This is a genomic window from Cellulosimicrobium marinum (assembly GCF_020551945.1).
GTDB lineage: Bacteria > Actinomycetota > Actinomycetes > Actinomycetales > Cellulomonadaceae > Cellulosimicrobium > Cellulosimicrobium marinum.
Map to the genome: position 1 here is coordinate 338,974 of NZ_JAJBZH010000002.1, position 23,407 is coordinate 362,380.

Below are 23,407 nucleotides of genomic sequence, written 5' to 3' on the forward strand. Positions count from 1 at the left end.
GAGGGACCGCGGGGTCAGAACTCGCCGAAGCCGCCGAAGTCCTCGAACCCGCCGAAGTCGCCGAACCCTCCGTCGCCGCCCTCGGCGCCCGACGCCTCGACGGCACCCGCCTCCGCGCCGCCGGGGTCGCCGGCTCCGGGGTCCCCGGCACCGGGGTCGCCGCCCTCGCCCGCACCCGGGTCACCGGCCGCTGCGGCGTCCTCCGCGACGGGCTGCGTCGGGTCCGCGAACGCCGGGCCGAACATCGCGTTCGCCACGGCCGAGCCGATGACGACGCCCGCGACCGTCCCGAGCAGGCTCGACCCGACCATCGCGCCGAAGCCCGGCCCGCCGCCTCCGGGCCGCCCGCCGAACGACCGTTCGAGCGTGCCGGGGTTGCGCATCTCCGCGCGCGTCGCCATGCGGGCGAGGTCCTGCGGGGTGTCGGTGGGTGCTCGTTCGGCCGGCGGCACGGTGCTGCCCAGCTCCGCGAGCACCTGACGGCGCTGGTCCGGCGTGAGCCGGGCGAACGCCTCCGCGTGCGCCTGCTCGACGGCGTCCGGCGGCGCGGTGCGCAGGAGGTACCGGTAGCGGTCGATCGCCACCTGGTCCGGGGTGCGCGGCGTCCGGGCCTGCGGGGCCGGGGCGTCCGCGGTGCCGTACGCGGGCGCGTCGGCCTGCGGTGCGGTCTGCGCCGGGTACCCGCTCGGGTACTGCGCCGGGCCGGACGTCGGGGAGGGCACGCCCTGCTGTGCGTCGCGCGGTTCGCGGCCGAGGAGCCGGTCGAGGAATCCCATGGTTCGCCTCCGGGGTCGTCGTGTGCGCCGAGCGGTGTGCCGGCGTCGTCCACCCTGTCCCTGGGAGAACGGGCACGCCCGTCGATCGGTTCCGCGACCCCACCGCTGTTCGGCACGTCCCGTGGCCGACCCCGGACGCACGGGTGCCCCCCGACCCGGAGGTCGGGGGGCACTCGTCAGATCAGCGTGCGCGGCCGGTGGCCGCGGGCGAGATCAGAGGGCGCGGATGTTCTCCGCCTGCGGGCCCTTCGGGCCCTGCGTCACGTCGAACTCGACGCGCTGGTTCTCCTCCAGCGTGCGGAAGCCCTGCGACTGGATCGCGCTGTAGTGCGCGAACACGTCGGCCGAGCCGTCCTCGGGGGCGATGAAGCCGTAGCCCTTCTCGCTGTTGAACCACTTCACGGTTCCGGTAGCCATGGTTACTCCTTCAAGAGTGTCAACCTTCACCCCCCACGGTCGCGGGGGCGTACATCACGGTGTTCGTCGTCAACTCTTGGGGTAACAAGGTCCGCCGGGGTGCACCCGAGGGTGTCACCTCAGCGCGAGGACAAGCGAGGCACTGCAATCTCGCGCACAACCGTACAGGGTGGGCCCCGTCCTGGCTATGGAAAGTGGTCAGCCGCGCGGTCAGGTGTCGCCGCGAGGGGCGAGGGCGAGCTCGACGACCGGGCGGCGTGCTCGTCGAGGAGGCGGGCGGCGCCGTCGGGCGGCAGCGGCCGTGCCAGGGCGCGGGCGGGCGGTCGTGCACCGGTGCGGACGAGGACACGGGGCTCGGCCACGACGTTGCGGTACCACTGGGCCGTGGGCCGGTCCTGGTACGTCCGTCCCGGGACGCGGTCGAAGCGAGACCCGCGCGTTACGAGTCGGTAACAACTCACGGCGGCTCGCGAAACGGGCGCCGCCTACGGTCGCGTCACCCAGGAACGCAGAAGGGCCCGCTCGCGCGGATCTGCTCGTCCGGGAGCCCTGCCGCGACGCGGCGGGCCCGGGGCGGCGGGTCCGGGAAGTGGCTTTCGCGGCCGGGTGACCTGTGTCACTATTCAGCACGCAATTCAGTGCTGAATTCATCGATCGGCCGCGGAGCGGTGCGGTTTCGCCGCCTCCTCGGGGATCTGGATCACGGAGGTTGGCATGCATCGCACAGCACGACGGGCGAGCGGAGGCGCGGCCCTGCTCCTCGCCGCCACGCTGGTCCTCACCGCCTGCGGACCCCAGGAGCAGGGGGGCGGCGACGACGAGACCGGCAGCACGGCCACGGAGAGCGAGGACGGCGGGTCGGGCGAGCTGAGCATCGTCCCGTCGGTCCAGATCGACGTCGACGGCGCGGAGGTCCCGGCGGAGACGTCGGGCGACGCGGCGGACCCGGCGGGCGACGGCAGCGCCGAGTGCGCCGAGGGCACCTCGATCGCCATGGCGGGCGCGCTCACGGGCCCCAACGCGGCGCTCGGCCTGAACATCCTGTACGGCGCCCAGGTCGCCGTCGACGCCTTCAACGAGGCGAACGCGGGCTGCCAGGTCGAGATCAAGCAGTTCGACACCGAGGGCGACCCGCAGAAGGCCACCCAGGTCGCACCGCAGATCGTCGGCGACGACAGCGTCATCGCGCTCCTCGGCCCGGCGTTCTCGGGCGAGACCGCGGCGACGGGCGACGTGTTCAACCAGGCGGGCCTGCTGTCCCTGTCCGCCTCGGCGACGAACCCCGACCTCACGGCGAACGGCTGGTCCACCTTCTACCGCGGCCTCGCCAACGACGCCGTGCAGGGCCCGGCCGTCGCGAAGTACATGACGGACACGCTCGGCTACGGCAGCGTCTGCGTCGTCACCGACAACTCGGACTACGGCATCGGCCTCGCCGAGCAGATCACGTCGGGTCTCGGCGACGCCGCGAACGCGGACTGCGGCGCCGAGGTGAAGACGGGCGACAAGGACTTCTCCGCGGCGGTGCAGATCATCTCCGGTGCCGAGGCGGACGCCGTCTTCTACGCGGGCTACTACGCGGAGGCGGCACCGTTCGTGCAGCAGCTGCGCGACGGCGGCGTCGAGATCCCGTTCGTCTCGGCGGACGGCACGAACGACCCGCAGTTCGTCTCGCAGGCGGGCGGCTCGTCCGAGGGTGCGATCCTGTCCTGCCCGTGCGGTCCCGCGCCGGACGAGTTCGCGGCGACGTACGAGGAGGTCAACGGCCAGGCGCCGGGCGTGTACTCCGTCGAGGGCTACGACCTCGCGACGATCATGCTCACCGGCATCGCCTCGGGCGTGACCGACCGTGCGGGGATGCTCGACTACGTGGCGAACTACTCCGGCGAGGGCCTGGCCCGCGCCTACGAGTGGGACGACACGGGCGAGCTCTCCGCGGCGCTCATCTGGATCTACGAGGTCCAGTAGTCCGACGACGACGGGCGCCTCGCCCGGCCGCCCCGCCTCCCGGTGGGGCGGGCCGGGCGGGGCGCCCGTCGCGGACCACGACCTCGTACGATCCCGCACGCCACCCCAAGGAGCGTCATGCCCGCCCTTGCTGACGCGCTGATGCACAGCGCGACCGCCGGTCCACTCGTCCACCAGTCGCTCATCGACTTCAACCTCGCCGGGCTCGGCCGCAACTTCTGGGGCCTGACCATCGAGGGCCTCACGTACGGCGCGATCTACGCGCTCGTCGCCGTCGGCTACACGCTCGTCTACGGCGTGCTGCGGCTCATCAACTTCGCCCACTCCGAGGTCTTCATGCTCGGCATGTTCGGGCAGTACGCGACGCTCCTGCTCCTCGGGTTCTACCCGATGGGCGACGCCTGGGACATGGGGGTCGGGCTGACCGTCTTCTACCTGGGCATCGCGATGCTCGGCGGCATGGCGGTGGCGGGGGGCGCGGCCGTCGGGCTGGAACGCGTGGCCTACCGGCCGCTGCGCCGCCGCGGCGCCCCGGCGCTCGTCTTCCTCATCACCGCGATCGGCATGTCGTTCGTCCTCCAGGAGTTCGTGCACTTCGTGCTGCCGAAGCTCACGGGGGGCGAGCTGGGCGGCGTGAACGCGGAGCAGCCGATCCGGCTCGTGCAGCCGGAGGTGCAGTTCACGATCGGCGGTGCCAGCGTCACCAACGTCACGATCGTCATCATCCTCTCGGCGCTGGTCCTCGCCCTCGCGACGGACCTGTTCATCAACCGGACGAAGTTCGGGCGCGGCATCCGCGCCGTCGCGCAGGACCCCGTGACCGCGACGCTCATGGGCGTGTCCCGCGAGCGCGTCATCATGCTGACGTTCCTCATCGGCGGCATCCTCGCGGGCGCGGCGGCCCTGCTGTACACGCTGCGCGTGCCCAACGGGATCATCTACTCGGGCGGGTTCATCCTCGGCATCAAGGCGTTCTCCGCCGCGGTGCTCGGCGGTATCGGGAACCTGCGCGGCGCGCTCCTCGGCGGTCTGCTGCTCGGCGTCATGGAGAACTACGGCCAGGTCGTGTTCGGCACGGAGTGGCGCGACGTCGTCGCGTTCGTCCTGCTGATCGTCGTCCTGATGTTCCGCCCGACGGGCATCCTCGGGGAGTCGCTGGGGAGGGCCCGCGCATGAGCACGTCGACACCGTCCCCGCAGCCCGCCGGCGAGCCCGGCGAGTCCGGCACGGCCGCACGGCCCACGACCATGCCCCCGGCGGGCCGCGTCCCGACGAAGGACCGCCCGCACGGCGGCGTCGGCGACCGCCTCCGCCTCTGGTGGGACGCCCTCGCGCGGCCCACGCAGTGGCTGGTCGGCGTGCCGTTCTTCCTCTTCCTCGCGCTCGTGCCGATCCTCAACATCCCCGTCCTGACGACCGTCGGCACGAACTTCGGCGGCGTCATGGCGCAGTTCGGCATGATCGCGCTCATCGCGATCGGCCTCAACGTCGTGGTGGGCCAGGCGGGCCTGCTCGACCTCGGGTACGTGGGCTTCTACGCCATCGGCGCGTACACGGTCGCGATCCTCACGAGCCCGGACAGCCCGTGGAACCAGACGGACGAGTGGCTGAAGACCGAGTGGGCGTGGTTGTCGGTGCTGCCGATCGCCGTCGCGATCACGGCGGTCTCGGGCCTCATCCTCGGGTCGCCGACACTGCGCCTGCGCGGCGACTACCTCGCGATCGTCACGCTCGGCTTCGGCGAGATCGTCCGGCTCCTCGCCGACAACCTCGACGAGCTCACGGGCGGCGGCCAGGGCCTGCGCGGCGTGGCCTACCCGCGCCTGGGTGTCACGGAGGACCTGCCGAACGGCGTGTTCTCCGCCGGCAACGCGAGCGGGACGCTGAACTCGGGCGTCTGGTGGTACTGGGTGAGCCTCGTGTTCATCGTCATCTCGCTCCTGTTCGTCGGGAACCTGGAGCGCTCGCGCGTCGGCCGCGCCTGGGTCGCGATCCGCGAGGACGAGGACGCGGCCGAGATCATGGGCGTCCCCACGTTCCGCTTCAAGCTGTGGGCGTTCGTCATCGGGGCGTCGATCGGCGGCGTCGCGGGCGCCCTGTACGCGGGGCAGGTGCAGTTCGTCATCCCGACGAACTTCAACGTCATCAACTCGGTGCTGTTCCTGTGCGCGGTGGTGCTCGGCGGCCAGGGCAACAAGCTGGGCGTCATCCTCGGGGCGTTCATCATCGTGTACGTGCCGAACTTCTTCCTGGGCCGTACCGAGCTGTTCGGCATCCCGATCAACGGCAACGAGATCGCGAGCTACCGGTACCTGTTCTTCGGGCTGGCGCTCGTCGTGCTCATGATCTTCCGCCCGCAGGGGCTGATCCCGGTCCGGCAGAAGCTCCTCACCTACGGGCGCGAGCTGTACGTCGCCGCCCGGAGAGCGGCGCAGGGACTGACACGGGCGGGGACAGGCACGACGAGCGGGGAGGAGACCCGATGAGCACGCACGACCCGGGCGGCATCGGGGCCGGCGGCGAGCACGGCGACGAGCACCTCGCGGCGTCGGGCCGCGCGGACTCCTCGCGCGCCGACGCCTACATGCCGGGGGCGGTGGTCTCCGAGCCGGTGATCGTCGACGTCGAGGCGGTGCGGCCGGAGCTGGCCGACGCCGAGCTGGTCGACGCGATGGTCGCGCCCGACCGCGCGGTGCACGCCAAGATGGGTGAGCCGCTGCTGCAGATGGAGAACGTCACCATGCGGTTCGGCGGCCTCACGGCGCTGGACGACGTGACGTTCGAGATCCGGCGCGGGGAGATCCTCGGGCTCATCGGCCCCAACGGCGCGGGCAAGACGACGGCGTTCAACGCGATGACCGGCGTGTACCGCCCCACGTCGGGGCAGGTGGTGTTCGACGGCGACCCGGTCGGCAAGCTCAAGCGGTACCAGATCACGCAGCGCGGCATCGCCCGCACGTTCCAGAACATCCGCCTGTTCAACGAGATGACGGCGCTGGAGAACGTCGTGGTCGGGACGGACGCACGGCACCGCACGTCGGTGCCGGGCGCGCTGTTCCGGCTGCCGCGCCACCGGCGCGAGGAGCGGGACGCGATCGACCGCGGCATGGCGCTGCTGGAGTTCGTCGGGGTCGGGGGCCGCGCCACGGAGAAGGCGCGCAACCTGTCCTACGGCGACCAGCGGCGTCTGGAGATCGCCCGTGCGCTCGCGACGGAGCCCAAGCTCCTGTGCCTCGACGAGCCGGCGGCCGGCTTCAACCCGGCGGAGAAGGAGGCCCTCATGGACCTCATCCGCCACATCCGCGACGACGGGTACACGGTGCTCCTCATCGAGCACGACATGCGGCTCGTGCGCGGCGTGACGGACCGCATCGTGGTGCTGGAGTTCGGGCGGGTCATCGCGGACGGCACGCCGGACGAGGTGACCAACGACCCCAAGGTGATCGCTGCGTACCTCGGCGTCCCCGACGAGGAGATCGCCGACGACGGCTCGGACGACTCGACCACCCGCACGGAAGGGGGCAGCGGCGATGCCTCTGCTTGAGCTGCACGACGTGACGGTCGCCTACGGGCGCATCGAGGCGGTGCGGGGGGTGACGGTCTCGGTCGAGGAGGGCGAGCTCGTCACGCTCATCGGCGCGAACGGCGCCGGGAAGACGACGACGATGCGCGCGATCTCCGGCATCCGGCCCCTGGCTCGGGGGCGGATCGTGTTCGACGGCAAGGACGTCACCCGGATGAAGCCGCACCTGCGCGTGCTGGAGGGGATCGTGCAGGCGCCGGAGGGCCGCGGGATCTTCCCCGGCATGACGGTGATCGAGAACCTGGAGATGGGCGCGTACGCGCGCACGTTCGCGTCGAAGGCGGAGCACGACGAGACCCTGGACCGGGTGTTCGAGCTGTTCCCGCGTCTCGCGGAGCGCAAGGAGCAGGTGGGCGGCACCATGTCCGGCGGCGAGCAGCAGATGCTCGCCATCGGGCGCGCGCTCATGGCCCGCCCGCGGCTGCTCCTGCTCGACGAGCCGTCGATGGGCCTCGCCCCGATGGTCATCCAGCAGATCTTCCGGATCGTCTCGGAGATCAACGCGCAGGGCACGACGGTGCTGCTCGTCGAGCAGAACGCGCAGCAGGCGCTGTCGCGCTCGCACCGTGCGTACGTGCTGGAGACGGGCGAGGTGGTGCGCACCGGTGCGGGGCGCGAGCTCCTCGCCGACCCCAGCATCAAGGAGGCGTACCTCGGGGTGGCGTGACGCCCCTACGATCGTCCCGTGCCCCTGCGACGCCGCTCGGCCTCCTCCGACGTCCACACGTTCGACCTCGTCGACGACACGTTCGACGACGACCTCGACGCGCCCGACGACGAGGTGGCTCCCGGTCCGGACCCGGCCGCGCGGCGTCGTCGGCGCCGGGTGGTTCTCGCGTCGGTGACGGCGGGTGCGCTGGTGCTGGGCGGCATGGTGACGGTCGACGCGGTCGCGCAGCGCGCCGCGGACGCGCGCCTGCGCGCGGCCCCGGGCGGGGTCACGTCGATCGGCGGCCCGCCGCAGGTCGTGTGGGAGCGGGAGCTCGACTTCTCGGCGACGGCGTTCGCCGTGCTCCCCGACGCGCTGGTCGTCACCGAGGGCGACGACGTCGTCGGGTACGACCTCGCGGACGGCGAGGAGGCGTGGCGCGTGCCGATGGAGGCGTCGGCGGTGTGCTCGCCGATGGGGGAGTGGTTCAGCCAGGCGATCGCGGCCCCGGACCGCCTGGTGTGCGTCGAAGGGATCGGCGAGCCGCTCGAGGGCATGTTTCTGCGCTCGGCGGACGTCGCCGTCGGGGCGGCGGTCGTCGCGGCCGACGGGTCGGTCGAGGCCCGCGCCGACGTCGTGCCGCCGGCGGACCTGGGCGCGGACCTGCCCGACGCGGGCACGGTCCGCTGGTTGCCGCCCGTGTCGGGGCCCGACGGCGCGGTGCTGTGGGCGGGCCGCGCCGGTCCCGTGCCCGCCGGCCAGGGCGACGTGCTCGCGCTCGACGAGGGTACGGGCATGCCCCCGGTGCAGGGCGAACCGGCCGCGGCGGTCGTCGCGGTGCAGGACGTCGCCTCGGGGGGCCTGCGGTGGGCCGCGGCCGTGGAGGCGACGGAGCCGGGGGGCGAGGGGTACGAGTGCGTGCAGTGGACGACGTCCGACGACGGTGACGAGATGACCGTCGACCTCGACCAGCTGTGGGCCGCGACGACCGACGGCGTGGTGCACCTCAACGGCTGCGGGGTCCGGGCGTCGTTCACCGAGGACGGCGTGCGGGCGGACGACCCGGCGTCGTCGCTGGACCTCGCCTTTCCCCTGGGCGACGGGTACCTGCGCGACGCCTCGGGCGGCAGTACCCTGTACGGCGGGAGCAACGGATTCTTCGACTCGTCGGGCGCGCCGGTCCTGTCGGCGGTGCTCGACGCCGCCGGGGAGGTGGTATGGGAGGCGGACGGCCTGATCCTCCCGCCGCGGGCGACCGACGGGCGGTCGGACCTGTGGTTCGTCTCGAGCGGCACGGACCTCGCGGCGCACTCCGCCGACGGCGCGCTGCTGTGGGAGGACGGGACCACCGGCTCGCCCGACACCGTCCTCGTCGCGACCGCAGAGACGGTGGTGGTCCGCGCCCCGATGCGGATCATCGGTCTGGACGCGGAGACGGGGGTCGAGCGGTGGTCGCTGGACCGCAGCGACGACCCGGAGCTCGCGTCGTTCGAGGTCGGTCAGGCGTTCACGGACGGGCAGACCGCGCTCTTCGCACTGTCGGGGGCGATGGACGGCGGGTCGTCCCTCATGGCCGTCGACCTCATGGACGGCACGGTGCGGTGGACGACCGAGTCGTCCACGGAGACCTGGGGATACCTGAGCGTCGCGGGCAGGCTCGTCGGGTTCGGCGAGCAGGGCGTGGTGGGCCTCGGTTGAGCTCGGTCGCGTCGGGCTCGGCCCTGTCGGGCGCGGTCCCTTCGCGCGCGGCGGGCGGGACGCCCGGACCCCACTACCCTGGCCGGATGCCGATGGATGCCGACCGCACCCCGTCCGCCCCGCGCGCCGACCGCCGCCCGACCTCGCGGACCCATCACGGGGAGACCGTGACCGACGACTACGAGTGGCTTCGCGAGAAGGAGTCGCCCGAGGTGGTGGCGCACCTGGAGGCCGAGAACGCGTACACCGAGGGCGAGCTGGCGCACCTCGCCGGCCTGCGCGACCGCATCTTCACCGAGATCAAGGACCGCACGCTCGAGACCGACCTGTCGGTGCCCGTGCGCCAGGGGGCGTTCTGGTACTACTCGCGGACCGTCGAGGGCAGCCAGTACCCGATCCGGGCGCGCGCGCCGATCGACGCGTCGTCGGGCAGCGACGCGCCGTCGGCGTGGGTCCCGCCCGTGCTGGAGCCGGGCGTCCCGGTCCCCGGCGAGCAGGTGCTGCTGGACGACAACGTCGAGGCGGAGGGGCACGACTTCTTCTCGCTCGGCTCGTTCGACGTCTCGACGGACGGCCGGTACCTCGCCTACGCGACGGACGTCGTCGGCGACGAGCGGTACACGCTGCGCGTGCGTGACCTCACCTCCGGCGAGGACCTCGCCGACGTGGTCCCGGGGACGTTCCCCGGCGCCGTCTTCTCGCCGGACGGGCGGTACCTGTTCTACCCGACGGTCGACGACGCGTGGCGGCCGTGGCGCGTGTGGCGCCACGAGGTGGGGACGCCCGCGACGCAGGACGTCGTCGTGCTGGAGGAGCCGGACGAGCGGTACTGGGTGGGCGTCGGGGTGTCGCGCTCGCAGCGGTTCGTGCAGATCGAGCTGGGGTCGAAGATCACGTCGGAGACGTGGCTGGTCGACGCCGACGACCCGACGGGTGCGCCGCGCGTCGTGTGGCCGCGGCGCGAGGGCGTCGAGTACACGGTCGAGCACGCGGTCGTGCCGAGCACGTGGTTGCCCGCCGTCGAGCACGAGGAAGGTGGCGGAAAGACGGCGAGAACGACAGCAACGTCGGGTTCGGCGGGGGAGCGGCGCGACGTGCTGCTCGTGCTGCACAACGACGGCGCCGTGAACTTCGAGCTCGCCGTGACCGACGTCCCCGGGCGCACCGACGGCGGCGCGACGCCCCTCGACCCGGCCGACGCGACCGTCGTCGTCCCGCACGACCCGGCCACGCGGCTCGAGGGCGTCGACGCGTTCGCGTCCCACCTCGTGCTGTCCTACCGCCGGGAGGCCCTCGCGCGAGTCGGCGTCGTCGACCTGCGTGTGACGACGGCGCCCCGCCCGGTCGGTCTGCCCACGCCGGTCCGCACCGGGGACACCGCCGCCCCGGGCGAGCCGTGGCACGTGCACGAGGTCGCGTTCGACGAGCCGCTGTTCACCGCGGGCCTCGGTCCCAACCCGGAGTGGGACCAGCCGACCGTCCGGCTCTCGCACTCGAGCTTCGTCACGCCCGCGACCGTCTACGACCTGCGCGTCGAGACCGACGAGCTCACGCTCCTCAAGCGCCAGCCCGTGCTCGGCGGGTTCGACCCCGCCGACTACGTCCAGCGCCGCGAGTGGGCCACCGCCGACGACGGGACGCAGGTGCCCGTGTCGCTCGTGTGGCGTCGTGACGCGCTCGGCCTCGACGCCACCGGCACGGGTGCCGAGCCCGCGCCGCTCCTGCTGTACGGGTACGGGTCGTACGAGATCAGCATCGACCCGGCGTTCTCCGTCGCGCGCCTGTCGCTCCTCGACCGCGGCGTCGTGTTCGCCGTCGCGCACGTGCGCGGCGGCGGCGAGATGGGGCGCCCCTGGTACGACGACGGCAAGACGCTCGCCAAGCAGAACTCGTTCACCGACTTCGTCGCGGTCGCCCGCCACCTCGTGGGGACCGGGTGGACCAGCCCCGAGCGCATGGTCGCCCAGGGCGGTTCCGCGGGCGGGCTGCTCATGGGCGCGGTGACGAACCTCGCCCCCGAGCTGTTCGCGGGCGTCCTCGCCCAGGTGCCGTTCGTCGACGCGCTCACCTCGATCCTCGACCCCTCCCTCCCGCTCACCGTCGTCGAGTGGGACGAGTGGGGCGACCCGCTGCACGACCCCGACGTCTACCGGTACATGCGGTCGTACACCCCGTACGAGAACGTGCCCGACGACGCGTCCCACTACCCGAGGATCCTCGCCGTCACGTCGCTCAACGACACGCGCGTGCTCTACGTGGAGCCGGCGAAGTGGGTCGCCCGGCTGCGCGCCGCGGGGGCGCCCGCGCTGCTGAGGATCGAGATGCACGCGGGCCACGGGGGCGTCTCCGGCCGGTACGAGAGCTGGCGCGAGGTCGCGTACGAGGACGCGTGGGTGCTCGACGTGCTCGGCCTCGCCGACGCCGCGGGCGACGACCAGGCATGAGCCCGGCACGCCTGGTCCTGCGGCCGTTCGGGTACCTGCTCGTCGGGCTGGTGTGGACGGCGGCGGCGCTCGCCCTGCTGGCGCTCTACCTCCTCCCGCCGGTCGCGGCGGTCGTCGCGCAGGACCGACCGCTGGGGGACCAGGTCCTCGCCGACCCCGACCCGGCGGTCGGGTGGGTCGTGCTCTCCCCGGTCGCGATGGTGCTCGCCGGCCCCGTGTTCTGGTACCTGTCGTGCGCGACGTGGCCGCTCGCGGCGCTGTCGTTCGTCCACCTCGGCCGGTCGCTGCGGCCCCGGTACCGCGACGAGCCGCTGTCGTTCACGAGCGCCGCGGCGCACGGCACCACCGTCGGGCCGCCGCCGAACGGCGTCCCCGTGCCGCTCCAGCCGGAGCACGCGACCCCGCGCACGACGACCCTCGTGCGGTTCGCCGCGTGCGGCTGGCAGCCTCTCCTTCGCGAGCTCGCTCCCGCGCTCCCGGCGGGCCTCGGCTGGGTGCTCGTGTGCGTCGCGGCGCTGCCGCTGCTCCCCGTGCCCGCCCTGCGGGTCGCGGTCGCCGTCGCCGGGCTGACCGCGTACGCGTGGTCCGCCGTGCTGCTGCGGCGGCGGTGGGTGTGGCGCTTCCGCCACGAGCGCGCACGCCCGGCCCGGCGGGAGCGCCGGGTCGCGCAGTACGACGCCGACGGGCGAGCCGTCCTGGTCGACGGCCCGCGCGTCGTGCGCACGCGTCCGCAGTCCCGGGAGCACCGCGCGGAGGTCGAGGCGGAGCGGGCCGAGGCCCGGGCGAGCGTCGAACCGCTCACCGCGCTGACGTCCGACGCGATCGGGGAGCGCCGCGAGCGCGCGCTCCGGGCGCGCGAGGAGCGGTTGCGGGGCGAGGCCGCGGGTCCGGACGACGACGCGGGCGCGGCGCGGTGAGCACCATCGACGACGCGCTCGCCGTGCGCCGCCGCGACGTGCGGCGGGTGCGCATCGCCGAGGTGGTGCTCGTGGCTGTCCAGCTCGTCGTGGTCGCGGTCCTCATGGCGCGTCTTCCCGCGCGTCCCGACGCGGACGAGGTCACCGCCGCGATCTACGGCGTCATGATCGCCCTCGGCGTCCAGGTGATGCTCGGGATCCGGGTCCTGTGGATCCTCGTCATGGGCCCGGGGTCGCGGAAGGTGAAGCGCGAGGTCCCCGCGCGGGCGGGCTGGCTCGTCGCCGCGTCGCCCGTCCTCACGTGGCTCGTGCTCGTGCCGTGGATCGCCGCGGGGACCTTCGACGCCGACGGGGAGGGCGCCCCCGCGTGGCTGCTCTTCCTGCTCCTCGTGCTCGCCGCGGGCTTCGGCGTGCTGGCCACCCCGGCCCTGCTCGCCCCGGTCGAGATGGCGGTGCGCGGCGTCGTCACGCTCGTCCGGCACGATGACGACCGGACCCGACGCGCGGACGGCACGGGCCTGCTCCGAGGGGCCGCGGGGCTCGGTGTCCTCACCGTCATCGTGCTCGGGGGCGGGATCGCGCTCGACCAGCCGGGAACGGGCCGCGGGTCGTGGCTGGTCGCGGCAGCGGGGCTCCTCGGGTTCCCCGGCGACTACACGGTCCGCTACCCGCTCCTGCTGTGGGTCGTCCGCGTCCTCGTCTGGGCGATCCTCGCCTCGCTCGCGGTGTCGTGGGTCCGCCGGGTCCGGGCACGCCGCCAGGGCGACGACCAGGCACCGGACGACGCCGCGACCTGACGGCGGCGCCGGACCTCCGCGCGGGGGAGTTCTCCCCCTCGACGGCGGGGTGTCGCCGAGTACGCTCGCGCGCATGTCGACGTACAGCGCCTGGCGCAGCGACCAGGGCAACATGCAGGCCCTCTCGGAGGAACTGGAGGCGCAGGCGGCGATGGCGCGCTCGCGCGAGGCGGCGCTGAACCGTCGGCTGCGTTCGCTCGAGGGTGACCTGTCGAGCCGGGTCGACGTGCTGCAGGGACTGGTGAACGCGCTCATCGAGCTGGGCGAGGTGCGCGAGGAGCTGGCGCTCTTCACGCCCGCGCGCCGTGCGCGGGACGCGGCGCGGGCGCTCACGCGTGCCGTCGTCGCGGGGGAGGGCGACGTGTCCCACCTGCGCCGCTCCCCGGACCTCGTCGACGTCCCCGGGTACTGGCTCGTGCCCGCCGTGCTGGCGGTCGCGGACGCGCGGGACGGGGTGCTCGACGCGGAGGCGGCGGAGGAGGCTCTGCTGCGCGACCGCCGTCGGGCCGCGGCGTACCTCGTCGCCGTGTGCACCCTCGTGGGTTTCCCGGGTCTCGCCTCGGCCTGGTTGCCCGTGGTGCTCGACGCGCACGCCCTGCCCGACGCGCGGTGGGGCACCGCGGACGGGGCGGGCGGCGACGCGCGGGACGCGGCCGAGCCGGAGGTGACCGTGGTGGAGCGCGCGCTGTGGGTCGCGGCCGCGTCGGGCGCGCTGGGCGGTGACGGCGACGCGGTCGTGCGGGATGCGCTGCGACGGCGCGTGGACCTCCTCGACGCGGCGGGCCACGATCGGCTGCGCGGGCGGCTGCTCGCCGCGCCGCCCGCACTCGGCGGCGGCGGGGACGCGTGGGGGACCGCGGGAGGGGAGGCCGAGTCGGCCGCCGTGCGCGCCTGGGCCGCCTGGGCCGACGCGCTCGCCGACGTCACCGAGACCGCCGGGCCGTCCGCGAGCACCGAGGCGAGCACCGGGACGAGCGCGGGGGACGAGGCCGGCGCGGAGCCTGACCTGCTGGACGTCGTGGCGTCCCTCGTCGACGAGGGCGCCCCCGTGGAGCGGGACCTGCTCGACCGCGCCGACGCGCTGAGCGTGCAGGTCGGCCGCGCGCCCGCGGAGGCGGAGCGTGCGTGGTCCGCCGCCGCGGGCCCGCTCGTCGACCTGCTGGCCCACGACGCGTCCGGGACCGACGTCGCGCGGGCGCGGCTCGTCGCACCGCTCGTCGCCGAGGACCTGCGCGCCGCGGCCGTCGAGGTGTCCGACCGCCTCGCGGCCGAGCCCGCGCCGACGCGCACGCTGCGGCTCGCCGGACGCACGATCGAGGTCACGCCGGCGGAGGACGGGTCGAGCGCCGCTGCCGCGGCCCTCGCCGAGCTCGACGCGCGCCCGGTGCAGGGTGTCTCGTGGGCGGTCGTCGGTGGTGCGGCGGTCGCCGCCGTGGCCGGGGTGGTGCTGGCCGTGGCGGTCGCCCCGGCCTGGTGGCTCGCCGCGATCGGGGGTGCGGTGGTCGCCGTCTGGCAGTGGTTCGCCGGGACCGCCAGGGCGGCCGGGCAGCGGGACCACGTGCGCCGTGAGCGCGAACGGCTCGACGCCGAGATCGTCGAGGCGCGGGCCGCGGTGCGTGCCGCGGCGGAACGCGACGACGCCCGCCGCGAGCAGGTGGCACGCGCGGTGGAACGGCTCGACGCGACGCTGCGCAGCACGGCGGCCTGACCTGCGGAGGAGGCGTCCGTCCCGGGGGCCGCGGACGTTCGTCCGTGCTGTTCGAACAGGGCTTCGAACGGTGGATGAACGGTCGGTGAACAGTGGCCGAAGAATCCACAGGATGGTCGTCGGCGGTCGTCGGGCGACCCCACCATGGAGTACGTGACCGAGACGATCCTGCTGGTGCTCGTCGTCGTGACGGCCCTCGCCTTCGACTTCACCAACGGCTTCCACGACACGGGCAACGCGATGGCAACCTCCATCGCCACACGAGCCCTCAAGCCCAAGACCGCCGTCGCCCTGTCGGCAGTCCTCAACATGGTCGGCGCCTTCCTGTCGCTGGCCGTCGCCGCGACCATCGCCAAGGGCCTGGTCGAGGCCGAGGTCATCACCCTCGAGGTGGTGCTCGCCGGTCTCGTGGGCGGCATCACCTGGAACCTGCTGACGTGGTTGCTCGGCCTGCCGTCGAGCTCGTCGCACGCCCTCATCGGCGGCGTCGTCGGCTCCGTGCTCGCCGCCGTCGGGACGTCCGGCGTCATCTGGACGGGTGTCGCCTCCAAGGTCCTCATCCCCGCCCTCCTCGCACCGCTCGTCGCGATCGGCGTCGCGGGCGTCGGCACCTGGCTCGTCGCCCGCCTCACGCGCGACGTCCCCGAGGACACGAGCAACCGCGCGTTCCGCTGGGGCCAGGTCGGCTCCGCGTCGCTCGTCTCGCTCGCGCACGGCACCAACGACGCGCAGAAGTCGATGGGCATCATCCTGCTCGCGCTCATCGCGGGCGGCGCCGTCCCCGCCGACTCGGGCGTCCCCTTCTGGGTGATCTTCTCCTGCGCCTTCTTCATGGCGCTCGGGACCTACCTCGGCGGTTGGCGCATCATCCGCACGCTCGGCAAGGGCCTCGTCGAGATCGACTCGCGCCAGGGCATGGCCGCCGAGACGTCGTCCGCGGCCGTCATCCTCATGTCGGGCTTCTTCGGCTTCTCCCTGTCGACGACGCACGTCGCCACCGGCTCGATCCTCGGCTCGGGCGTCGGGATGCCCGGCGCGAAGGTCCGCTGGGGCGTCGCGGGCCGCATGCTCGCCGCGTGGGGGCTCACCCTCCCGGCCGCGGGCATCGTCGGTGCGCTGTGCTTCTGGATCCAGTCGGGCATCGGCGGGGCGCTCGGCACCGCGGTCGTGTTCGGCATCCTCATCGCGTCCTCGCTCGCGATCTGGGTCGCGTCGCGCCGCAAGCCGATCGACCACAAGAACGTCAACGACGACTGGGAGGAGGGCGCCGAGGCGCCCGCCACCGAGCGTGAGCCGGCCCTCGCGGACGCGGCCGTCGCGCCCGCCGTCGCCGCCACCGGCGCCCCGGAGCCCGGCACCGCGCCGTCGACCACCGAGCCGCAGGGTGCGCGTCAGCGCGCCGGCGTCTGAGAGGAAGCACCGTGTCCGAGTTCATCGAGATCGACTCCCTGCTCAAGGTCGTCGTCGCCGGGCTGGTCCTCGGCGCCGGCCTGCCTGCGCTGTTCGCCCTCGGCGTCCGCCTCGCCGCCGGCCGGACGACGCGCGTCGCGGTCGACACCGAGGGGGCCCAGCTCACGCCCACGGGCGACGTCGTCGCCGTGGAGCGTGCGTCCAACGGGCGCATCGTCGCGGCGGGGATCTGCTTCCTCGTGGTCGTGCTCGCGATCGCCGGCGGGATCGTGTTCCTCGCCAACGGCGGGCACTGACGGGCCCTTAGCCCAACCGTTCCTTCGCCGCGAGCACCCGCAGGACGGCGGCGTCGACCTTCGCCGCGAAGGCCGGGTCGCCGGACGCCCGCTCGACGAGCGCGTCGGCCATCTCCGCGACGACCGTCGGGTCGGCCGACGCGAGGACCATGTCCCCGCCCGCCTCGACCGTGAGCACCGCCCGCTCGGCGGGCGTCCACGGCTGGACCTGGGCGGCGGCGGAGACGTCGTCCGTGAGGACGACCCCCTCGAACCCGAGGTCGTCGCGCAGCATCCCCTCGACGACGACGGGGGAGAACGCGGCCGGGAGGTCCGGGTCGATGCGGGTGTACACGGCGGTCGAGGTCATGACGAACGCGGCGCCCGCGTCGATCCCCGCGGCGAAGACCTCGACCGAGGGGTCGTCACGCGTGGTCACGTCGTCCGTCACGCCGGCGTCCGTGTCCGTGTTGCGCGTGACGCGCCCGAGGCCGGGGAAGTGCTTGATGGTCACGTCGACACCCGACGCCTCCATCCCGGCGCTGAACGCGGTCGCGTGCGACGTCACCGTCTCCGGCGTGTACCCGTAGGCGCGCTCGACGTAGCCGATCGGAGGGTTCTGCGCGGCGGACTGCTCGGGCACGAGGTCCATGACGGGCGCGAGGTTGAGGGTGATGCCCGCCTCGGCGAGCTCGGCGCCCCACCCCGTCGCGTCCTCCCGCAGCGCCGCGGGGTCGCGCCCCGACTGGGCGAGCGCCGTCGGGATCTGCGAGAACCCCGGGCCGCGGAGCACCTGGACGTAGCCGCCCTCCTGGTCGGTGGCGACGACGAGGGGCGTGTCCTGCGTCGTCTCCGGGGAGACGAGCCGGGTGAAGCCGTCGACCAGGTCGCGCGTCGCCGCCACCCCCGCCTCGGACCTCCCGGCGAGGAACACGTTGCCCACGTGGTGCCCGGTGACGGCGTCGTAGCTGACCTGCTGGGGAGCGCCCACGTCGACGCCCACCATGAGCAGCTGGCCCACCTTCTGCTCCAGCGTCCAGCCGGCGAGGGGGTCGGGCGGGGGCGAGGACGGGGTCGGCGGGGTGGGGGAGGACGGCGCGGTGGACGACGGCGCGGGGTCGCCGGGCGTCGTGGCGGGGGGCGTCGGCGCGGTGTCGGGCCGCAGGGCGAACCAGGCCACGGCGGCGAGCGCGGCCGCCGTCGCGACGAGCGCGACGACGATCCACGTGGAACGTGCGCGAGCCGTCACGGCACCACCTCCGGGGATCCCACGAGCCACCGTAGCCGAGCCGGACCGACGTCCTCCGGGCGCCGTCCGAAGGTCCCGGCGCCGCACCATCTGCACCGTTGCGCGCCAGATGTGACGAGCGTTCCACCAGAACTCGCGTCATGATGTCCTCAGGGGAGCGTCACTAGTACCACAGCGCGTCGGCGTCCTCACGGCGGCGCACCGCCGAACGAGGAGACCTCTGCATGACCCTCCGCCCGACCGCACCGGTCCTGGACCGTGCGCGCCGAGTCGTCGCCGCACTGGTCGCGGCCGCCCTTGCCCTCGCGGGGGCTCTCGTCCTCGTCACCGGTCCGCAGGCACGACCGGCGGCCGCCGCGATCGGGTTCTGCCCCGAGGACGGGGACTTCCCGGACATCATCAATCCGCCGCCCTTCTTCACGGACAACAACGTCGCCGTGTACGCGGGCGGGGACTACACGGCGTCGGGGAGCTCGGCCGAGACCGAGGGCGTTCTCGTCGTGGCAGGAGACGCGACCTTCGACACCCCCGGGTCGTTCAACGTGGGATCCGTCGGCGCCGGGTCGGGCATCGTGCCGGAGCCCGGTGCGACGATGCTCCACGTCGGCGGCTCGATGAGCGTCGCCGCCGGGACCAACGTGATCGTCGGCGCCGGCCTGGACGGGGGCGGAGCAGTCCACGTCGGCGGGAGCCTGACGAACAACGGTGGGCTCGACACGAACGGGGGGCCGGTCGAGACGGACATGGGCGCCGACGCGGCGCTCGCACCCTGGCAGGACTTCGGGAGCGTCATCGCGGAGTCCAGCGCGGCGCTCGGGACCGTCCCCGACACGGGAGTCGTCGCGGCGGCCGGCAGCAGCCTGTCGTTCGTCGGGGACGGGACGACCACGAGCATGCAGGTGTTCACCGTCTCGGCGGACGTCCTCGACGGCACGAGCGAGTTCGTCTTCACGAACATCCCGGAGGGCACGCCCATCCTGGTCAACGTCGTCGGTGACGCCCCCGTCTCTGTCTCGGCGAACTTCGTCTCGATCAACGGCGAGCGCGTCGACGACCCGGCGAACATCGGGAACGCCGCAGCCCAGACCATGTGGAACTTCACTGGCGGCGGGGACGTCACGGTCAGCGGGAGCGGCCAGTGGGTCGGCTCGGTGCTCGCGCCGAACGCGGACCAGGTGGTGCTCACGTCGAGCACCAACGGCCGCATCTACGCGGGCAACGACCTCACCACCGCGGGCAACGGGAACGAGCAGCACAACTACCCGTGGATCGGCCCCGCCCCGTTCGACTGCATCCCGTCGTCGAGCTTCGCCGTCCAGAAGGCCGTGTCGGGCGAGGGCGCCGCGGCGGTGCCGGCGGACACGACGTTCACCGTCGAGTACACGTACGAGACCCCCGAGGGCGACACGGGCGGCGACACGCTGACGGTCCCGATCGGGGGCGAGCTCGTGTACGGGCCCGACCTGCCTGTCGGCACGGTCGTGACGATCGAGGAGGTCGACCTGCCGGTGGTCGACGGGGTCGAGTGGGGCGACGTCGTCATCCGGATCAACGGCGAGCCGCAGGGCAACCCGGCGACGTTCACGGTCGAGGAGGGCATGACCCTCACGGTGACCGTGGACAACACGGCGAACCTCGACGGGCCCGAGGTCGGCGGGTTCTCCGTCGCGAAGGCCGTGACGGGCGACGCGTCCGGGCTGGTCCCGGACGACACGGAGTTCACCGTCGAGTGGACCGCGACGATCCCGGACGGCGCCACGTACGACGGCGAGACGACCGGCACCCTGACGATCCTCGCGGACGGCACCGTGGTCGACGGGCCGCAGGACCTGCCGGTGGGCACCACCGTGACGTTCTCGGAGCCCGGCGTCCCGGAGATCGAGGGAGTCGACTGGGGCGTGCCGGACATCGCCCCGAACCCGGTGACGGTCGGTGCGGGCGAGAACACGCTCGTGACGGTCACGAACACCGCGGACGCCGTGGTGGGCGGCTTCTCGCTGGCGAAGACGGTCACGGGTGACGCGGCGGGCCTCGTGCCGGACGACACCGCGTTCGACATGCTGTGGGTGGCGACCCTCCCGGACGGGGTCGAGTACGCGGGGGACACGTCGGGCACGCTGACGGTCCTCGCGGACGGCACCGTGGTGGACGGTCCGCAGGATCTCCCGATCGGGACGACGGTGCGGTTCGTCGAGGTCCCGCCCCTGCCGGACATCGACGGCGTGGTGTGGGGGCCGCCGTCCTTCTCGCCGGAGTCGCCGATCACGATCGAGGCGGACACGACGATCGCGATCACCCTGACCAACACCGCCAGCACCGAGGTGGGCGGCTTCGCCGTCCGCAAGGTCGTCGCGGGCGACTCGTCGGGCGTCGTGCCGGGTGACACGGAGTTCCTCGTCGACTGGACCGCGACGATCCCCGACGGCGTCGAGTACGAGGGTCCGACCTCCGGGACGCTGACGATCCTCGCCGACGGCACGGTCGTCGACGGACCCACCGACCTGCCGGTCGGGACGGTCGTGACGTTCACGGAGCAGACCCCGCTGCCCGAGGTCCCGGGCGTGGACTGGGGCACGCCCTCGATCTCCCCGACCGAGGTGACCATCGGCGCGGGCGACGAGCTCGCCGGCGTCACCGTGACGAACACGGCGGACTCGGTCGTGGGCGGGTTCTCGGTCGCGAAGGACGTGACCGGTGACGCCGAGGGTGTCGTGCCGGACGACACCGAGTTCACGGTCGAGTGGACCGCCACGATCCCGGACGGCGTGGTGTACGACGGCGAGACGTCGGGCACGCTGACGGTCCTCGCCGACGGGACCGTGGTGGACGGGCCGCAGGACCTCCCGGTGGGGACCACGGTGTCGTTCAGCGAGCCGGACTTCCCGGAGATCCCGGGTGTGGACTGGGGGACGCCGTCGTTCGACCCGGAGTCGCCGATCACGATCGGCGACGGGACGGTCACCGCGGTGACCGTGACCAACACGGCCGACGCGGTGGTGGGTGGCTTCTCCCTGTCGAAGTCCGTCAGCGGTGACGCCGCCGGGCTGGTGCCGGGCGACACGGAGTTCCTCGTCGACTGGACGGCCACGATCCCGGACGGTGTCGAGTACGACGGCGAGACGTCGGGCACGCTGACCCTCCTCGCCGACGGCACCGTGGTGGACGGGCCGCAGGACCTGCCGATGGGTACGACGGTCGAGCTCACGGAGCAGACGCCGCTGCCCGAGATCCCCGGGGTGGACTGGGGGACGCCGTCGTTCGACCCGGGGTCGCCGATCACGATCGTCGGCCAGCAGAACGCGGTCGTCACCCTGACGAACACGGCCGACGCGGTGGTGGGCGGTTTCTCGCTCGCGAAGGCGGTGGCGGGGAACGCCGCGGGACTCGTCCCGGACGACACGGAGTTCCTCGTCGACTGGACGGCGACCGTCCCGGACGGCGTGGTCTACGACGGCGAGACGTCGGGCACGCTCACGATCCTCGCCGACGGGACCGTGGTCGACGGGCCGCAGGACCTCCCGCTCGGGACCACGGTGAGCTTCACGGAGCAGACGCCGCTCCCCGAGATCGCGGGCATGGAGTGGGGCACGACGTCGATCGCCCCCGACCCGGTGACGGTCGGGGAGGGCGAGAACACGCTCGTCACCGTGACCAACACCGCGACCGCGCTCGTCGGCGGCTTCTCCGTCGCGAAGAGCGTGACGGGCGACTCCGCGGGTGTCGTCCCGGACGACACCGAGTTCACGGTGACCTGGACAGCCACCCTCCCGGACGGCGTGACGTACTCGCCCACGACCGGGACGCTGACGGTCCTCGCCGACGGGACGGTCGTGGACGGTCCGCAGGACCTCCCGGTGGGGACCACCGTGACGTTCTCCGAGCCGTCGTTCCCGACGGTGCCGGGCGTCGACTGGGGGCTCCCGGCGGAGATCTCCCCGAACCCCGTGACGATCGAGGAGGACGCGAACACGCTCGTCACCGTGACGAACACGGCGAACTCGATCGTCGGCGGGTTCTCGCTCGCGAAGGCCGTGACGGGTGACGCGTCCGGGCTCGTCCCGGGCGACACGGAGTTCCTCGTCGACTGGACCGCGACCGTCCCGGACGGTGTGGTGTACGACGGCGAGACGTCCGGGACGCTGACGCTCCTCGCCGACGGGACGGTCGTCGACGGGCCGCAGGACCTCCCCGAGGGCACGACGGTGAGCTTCACCGAGCAGACGCCGCTGCCCGAGATCCCCGGGGTCGAGTGGGGCACGCCGTCGTTCGATCCGGAGTCCCCGATCACCATCGAGGGCCAGGTCGTCACCGAGGTGACGCTGACGAACACCGCCGGCGCGCAGGTGGGCGGCTTCTCGCTCGCGAAGGCCGTGACGGGTGACGCGGCCGGGGTGGTGCCGGACGACACGGAGTTCCTCGTGGACTGGACCGCGACGATCCCGGACGGTGCGACGTACGACGGCGACACGTCCGGCACGCTGACGGTCCTCGCGGACGGGACCGTGGTGGACGGGCCGCAGGACCTCCCGCTGGGCACGACGGTCGAGCTCACCGAGCAGACCCCGCTGCCCGAGATCCCCGGCGTGATCTGGGGCCTCCCGTCGTTCGACCCCGCGGCGTCGATCACCGTCGAGGAGAGCGGCGAGACCGTCGCCGTCACCCTCACCAACACGGCCAGCAGCGAGGTCGGCGCCTTCGCCGTGGCGAAGACCGTCGACGGCGCGGGCACCGGCCTCGTGCCCGTCGACACCGCCTTCCAGGTCGCCTGGACGGCGGCGATCCCCGACGGCGTCGAGTACGACGGCGCGACGTCCGGCACGCTCACCGTCCTCGCCGACGGGACGGTCGCCGACGGCCCGGACGACCTGCCCACCGGCACCGTCGTGACCTTCGAGGAGGTCGACCTGCCCGACGTCCCCGGCGTCACGTGGGGCACCCCGGCGCTCTCCCCGTCCCAGATCACCATCGGGGCGGGCGACGACGTCGCCGGGGTGACGGTGACGAACACGGCGAACCAGGTCGTCGGTGGATTCTCCGTCGCCAAGGCCCTCACCGGTGACGGCGCGAGCGCCGTGCCCGACGACACCGCGTTCACCGTCACCTGGGCCGCGACCCTGCCCGACGGCTCGACCTACGACGGCGACACCTCCGGCACCCTCACCGTCCTCGCCGACGGGACCGTCGTCGACGGGCCGCAGGACCTGCCCGTCGGCACCACCGTCGAGCTCGGCGAGGTCGACCTGCCCGACGTCGAGGACGTCGAGTGGGGCACGCCCGTGTTCACCGTCGACGGTGAGGAGACCACCACCGTCACGGTGGCGGACGGCGACCCCGCCCTCGTCACCCTGACGAACACCGCGACGCGGGACCGTCATCTCGCGACCACCGGGTCCGACGTCGTCGGCGCCCTCGGGGTCGCGGCGGCCCTCCTGCTCAGCGGCGTCGGCATCCTGATCGCCAGGTCACGACGACGCGGCGACGCCTGACGCACGCGAACGGGCCGGTGACCCCTGCAG

General features: G+C 73.5%; 16 protein-coding genes. 13 read left to right on the forward strand and 3 right to left on the reverse strand.

Annotated elements, in window-relative coordinates; translation table 11 throughout:
• Positions 1-14 precede the first annotated feature (14 nt).
• Together LGQ04_RS05405 and cspE are read right to left on the reverse strand one after the other, a co-directional pair.
• Positions 15-776, reverse strand: coding sequence for a hypothetical protein (locus tag LGQ04_RS05405; RefSeq protein WP_229242678.1), 762 nt, complete (start codon positions 774-776; stop codon positions 15-17).
• A 213-nt stretch (positions 777-989) separates the two neighbouring features.
• Positions 990-1,193: a transcription antiterminator/RNA stability regulator CspE gene (gene cspE / locus LGQ04_RS05410; RefSeq protein WP_024841308.1), complete on the reverse strand. Its 204-nt coding sequence runs from the start codon at positions 1,191-1,193 to the stop codon at positions 990-992.
• 714 nt (positions 1,194-1,907) lie between these two features.
• Between cspE and LGQ04_RS05415 the strand changes: the two genes are divergently transcribed.
• The 12 genes from LGQ04_RS05415 to LGQ04_RS05470 all read left to right on the forward strand — a co-directional run bounded on the left by LGQ04_RS05415 (position 1,908) and on the right by LGQ04_RS05470 (position 16,663).
• Positions 1,908-3,161, forward strand: coding sequence for a branched-chain amino acid ABC transporter substrate-binding protein (locus LGQ04_RS05415; protein WP_229242679.1), 1,254 nt, complete (start codon positions 1,908-1,910; stop codon positions 3,159-3,161).
• Positions 3,162-3,278: 117 nt separating this feature from the next.
• Positions 3,279-4,337, forward strand: coding sequence for a branched-chain amino acid ABC transporter permease (locus tag LGQ04_RS05420; RefSeq protein ID WP_229242680.1), 1,059 nt, complete (start codon positions 3,279-3,281; stop codon positions 4,335-4,337).
• Positions 4,334-5,647: a branched-chain amino acid ABC transporter permease gene (locus LGQ04_RS05425; protein WP_229242681.1), complete on the forward strand. Its 1,314-nt coding sequence runs from the start codon at positions 4,334-4,336 to the stop codon at positions 5,645-5,647. Before LGQ04_RS05420 ends, LGQ04_RS05425 begins: the two co-directional genes overlap by 4 nt.
• A complete protein-coding gene (locus LGQ04_RS05430; protein WP_372469965.1) occupies positions 5,644-6,705 on the forward strand; it encodes an ABC transporter ATP-binding protein in 1,062 nt (353 codons plus the stop codon). The genes LGQ04_RS05425 and LGQ04_RS05430 overlap by 4 nt, the downstream gene beginning before the upstream one ends.
• Positions 6,692-7,411, forward strand: coding sequence for an ABC transporter ATP-binding protein (locus LGQ04_RS05435; protein ID WP_229242682.1), 720 nt, complete (start codon positions 6,692-6,694; stop codon positions 7,409-7,411). Before LGQ04_RS05430 ends, LGQ04_RS05435 begins: the two co-directional genes overlap by 14 nt.
• A gap of 18 nt (positions 7,412-7,429) precedes the next feature.
• A complete protein-coding gene (locus LGQ04_RS05440; RefSeq protein WP_229242683.1) occupies positions 7,430-9,091 on the forward strand; it encodes an outer membrane protein assembly factor BamB family protein in 1,662 nt (553 codons plus the stop codon).
• An 86-nt stretch (positions 9,092-9,177) separates the two neighbouring features.
• Positions 9,178-11,535 carry a S9 family peptidase gene (locus LGQ04_RS05445; RefSeq protein WP_372469967.1) on the forward strand — a complete coding sequence of 786 codons (2,358 nt, stop codon included), beginning with the start codon at positions 9,178-9,180 and terminating at the stop codon, positions 11,533-11,535.
• Complete coding sequence (locus tag LGQ04_RS05450; RefSeq protein WP_229242684.1) at positions 11,532-12,452, forward strand: hypothetical protein; 921 nt, start codon at positions 11,532-11,534, stop codon at positions 12,450-12,452. Before LGQ04_RS05445 ends, LGQ04_RS05450 begins: the two co-directional genes overlap by 4 nt.
• Positions 12,449-13,249 carry a hypothetical protein gene (locus tag LGQ04_RS05455; RefSeq protein WP_229242685.1) on the forward strand — a complete coding sequence of 267 codons (801 nt, stop codon included), beginning with the start codon at positions 12,449-12,451 and terminating at the stop codon, positions 13,247-13,249. The genes LGQ04_RS05450 and LGQ04_RS05455 overlap by 4 nt, the downstream gene beginning before the upstream one ends.
• 73 nt (positions 13,250-13,322) lie before the next feature.
• Complete coding sequence (locus LGQ04_RS05460) at positions 13,323-14,957, forward strand: hypothetical protein (protein WP_229242686.1); 1,635 nt, start codon at positions 13,323-13,325, stop codon at positions 14,955-14,957.
• A gap of 144 nt (positions 14,958-15,101) precedes the next feature.
• Positions 15,102-16,367 (forward strand): inorganic phosphate transporter, encoded by a 1,266-nt coding sequence (locus tag LGQ04_RS05465; protein WP_229242687.1) that lies wholly within the window; start codon positions 15,102-15,104, stop codon positions 16,365-16,367.
• An 11-nt stretch (positions 16,368-16,378) separates the two neighbouring features.
• Entirely contained in the window at positions 16,379-16,663 is a 285-nt protein-coding gene (locus tag LGQ04_RS05470; RefSeq protein ID WP_229242688.1) for a hypothetical protein, read from the forward strand.
• Positions 16,664-16,670: 7 nt separating this feature from the next.
• On the opposite strand, the gene LGQ04_RS05475 is transcribed toward LGQ04_RS05470, so the two are convergent.
• Complete coding sequence (locus LGQ04_RS05475; RefSeq protein ID WP_229242689.1) at positions 16,671-17,891, reverse strand: glycoside hydrolase family 3 N-terminal domain-containing protein; 1,221 nt, start codon at positions 17,889-17,891, stop codon at positions 16,671-16,673.
• 224 nt (positions 17,892-18,115) lie between these two features.
• Here LGQ04_RS05475 and LGQ04_RS05480 point away from each other — a divergent pair, with 224 nt between their 5' ends.
• On the forward strand, positions 18,116-23,377 hold the full coding sequence (locus LGQ04_RS05480) for a DUF5979 domain-containing protein (protein WP_229242690.1): 5,262 nt from the start codon (positions 18,116-18,118) through the stop codon (positions 23,375-23,377).
• Positions 23,378-23,407: the final 30 nt, after the last annotated feature.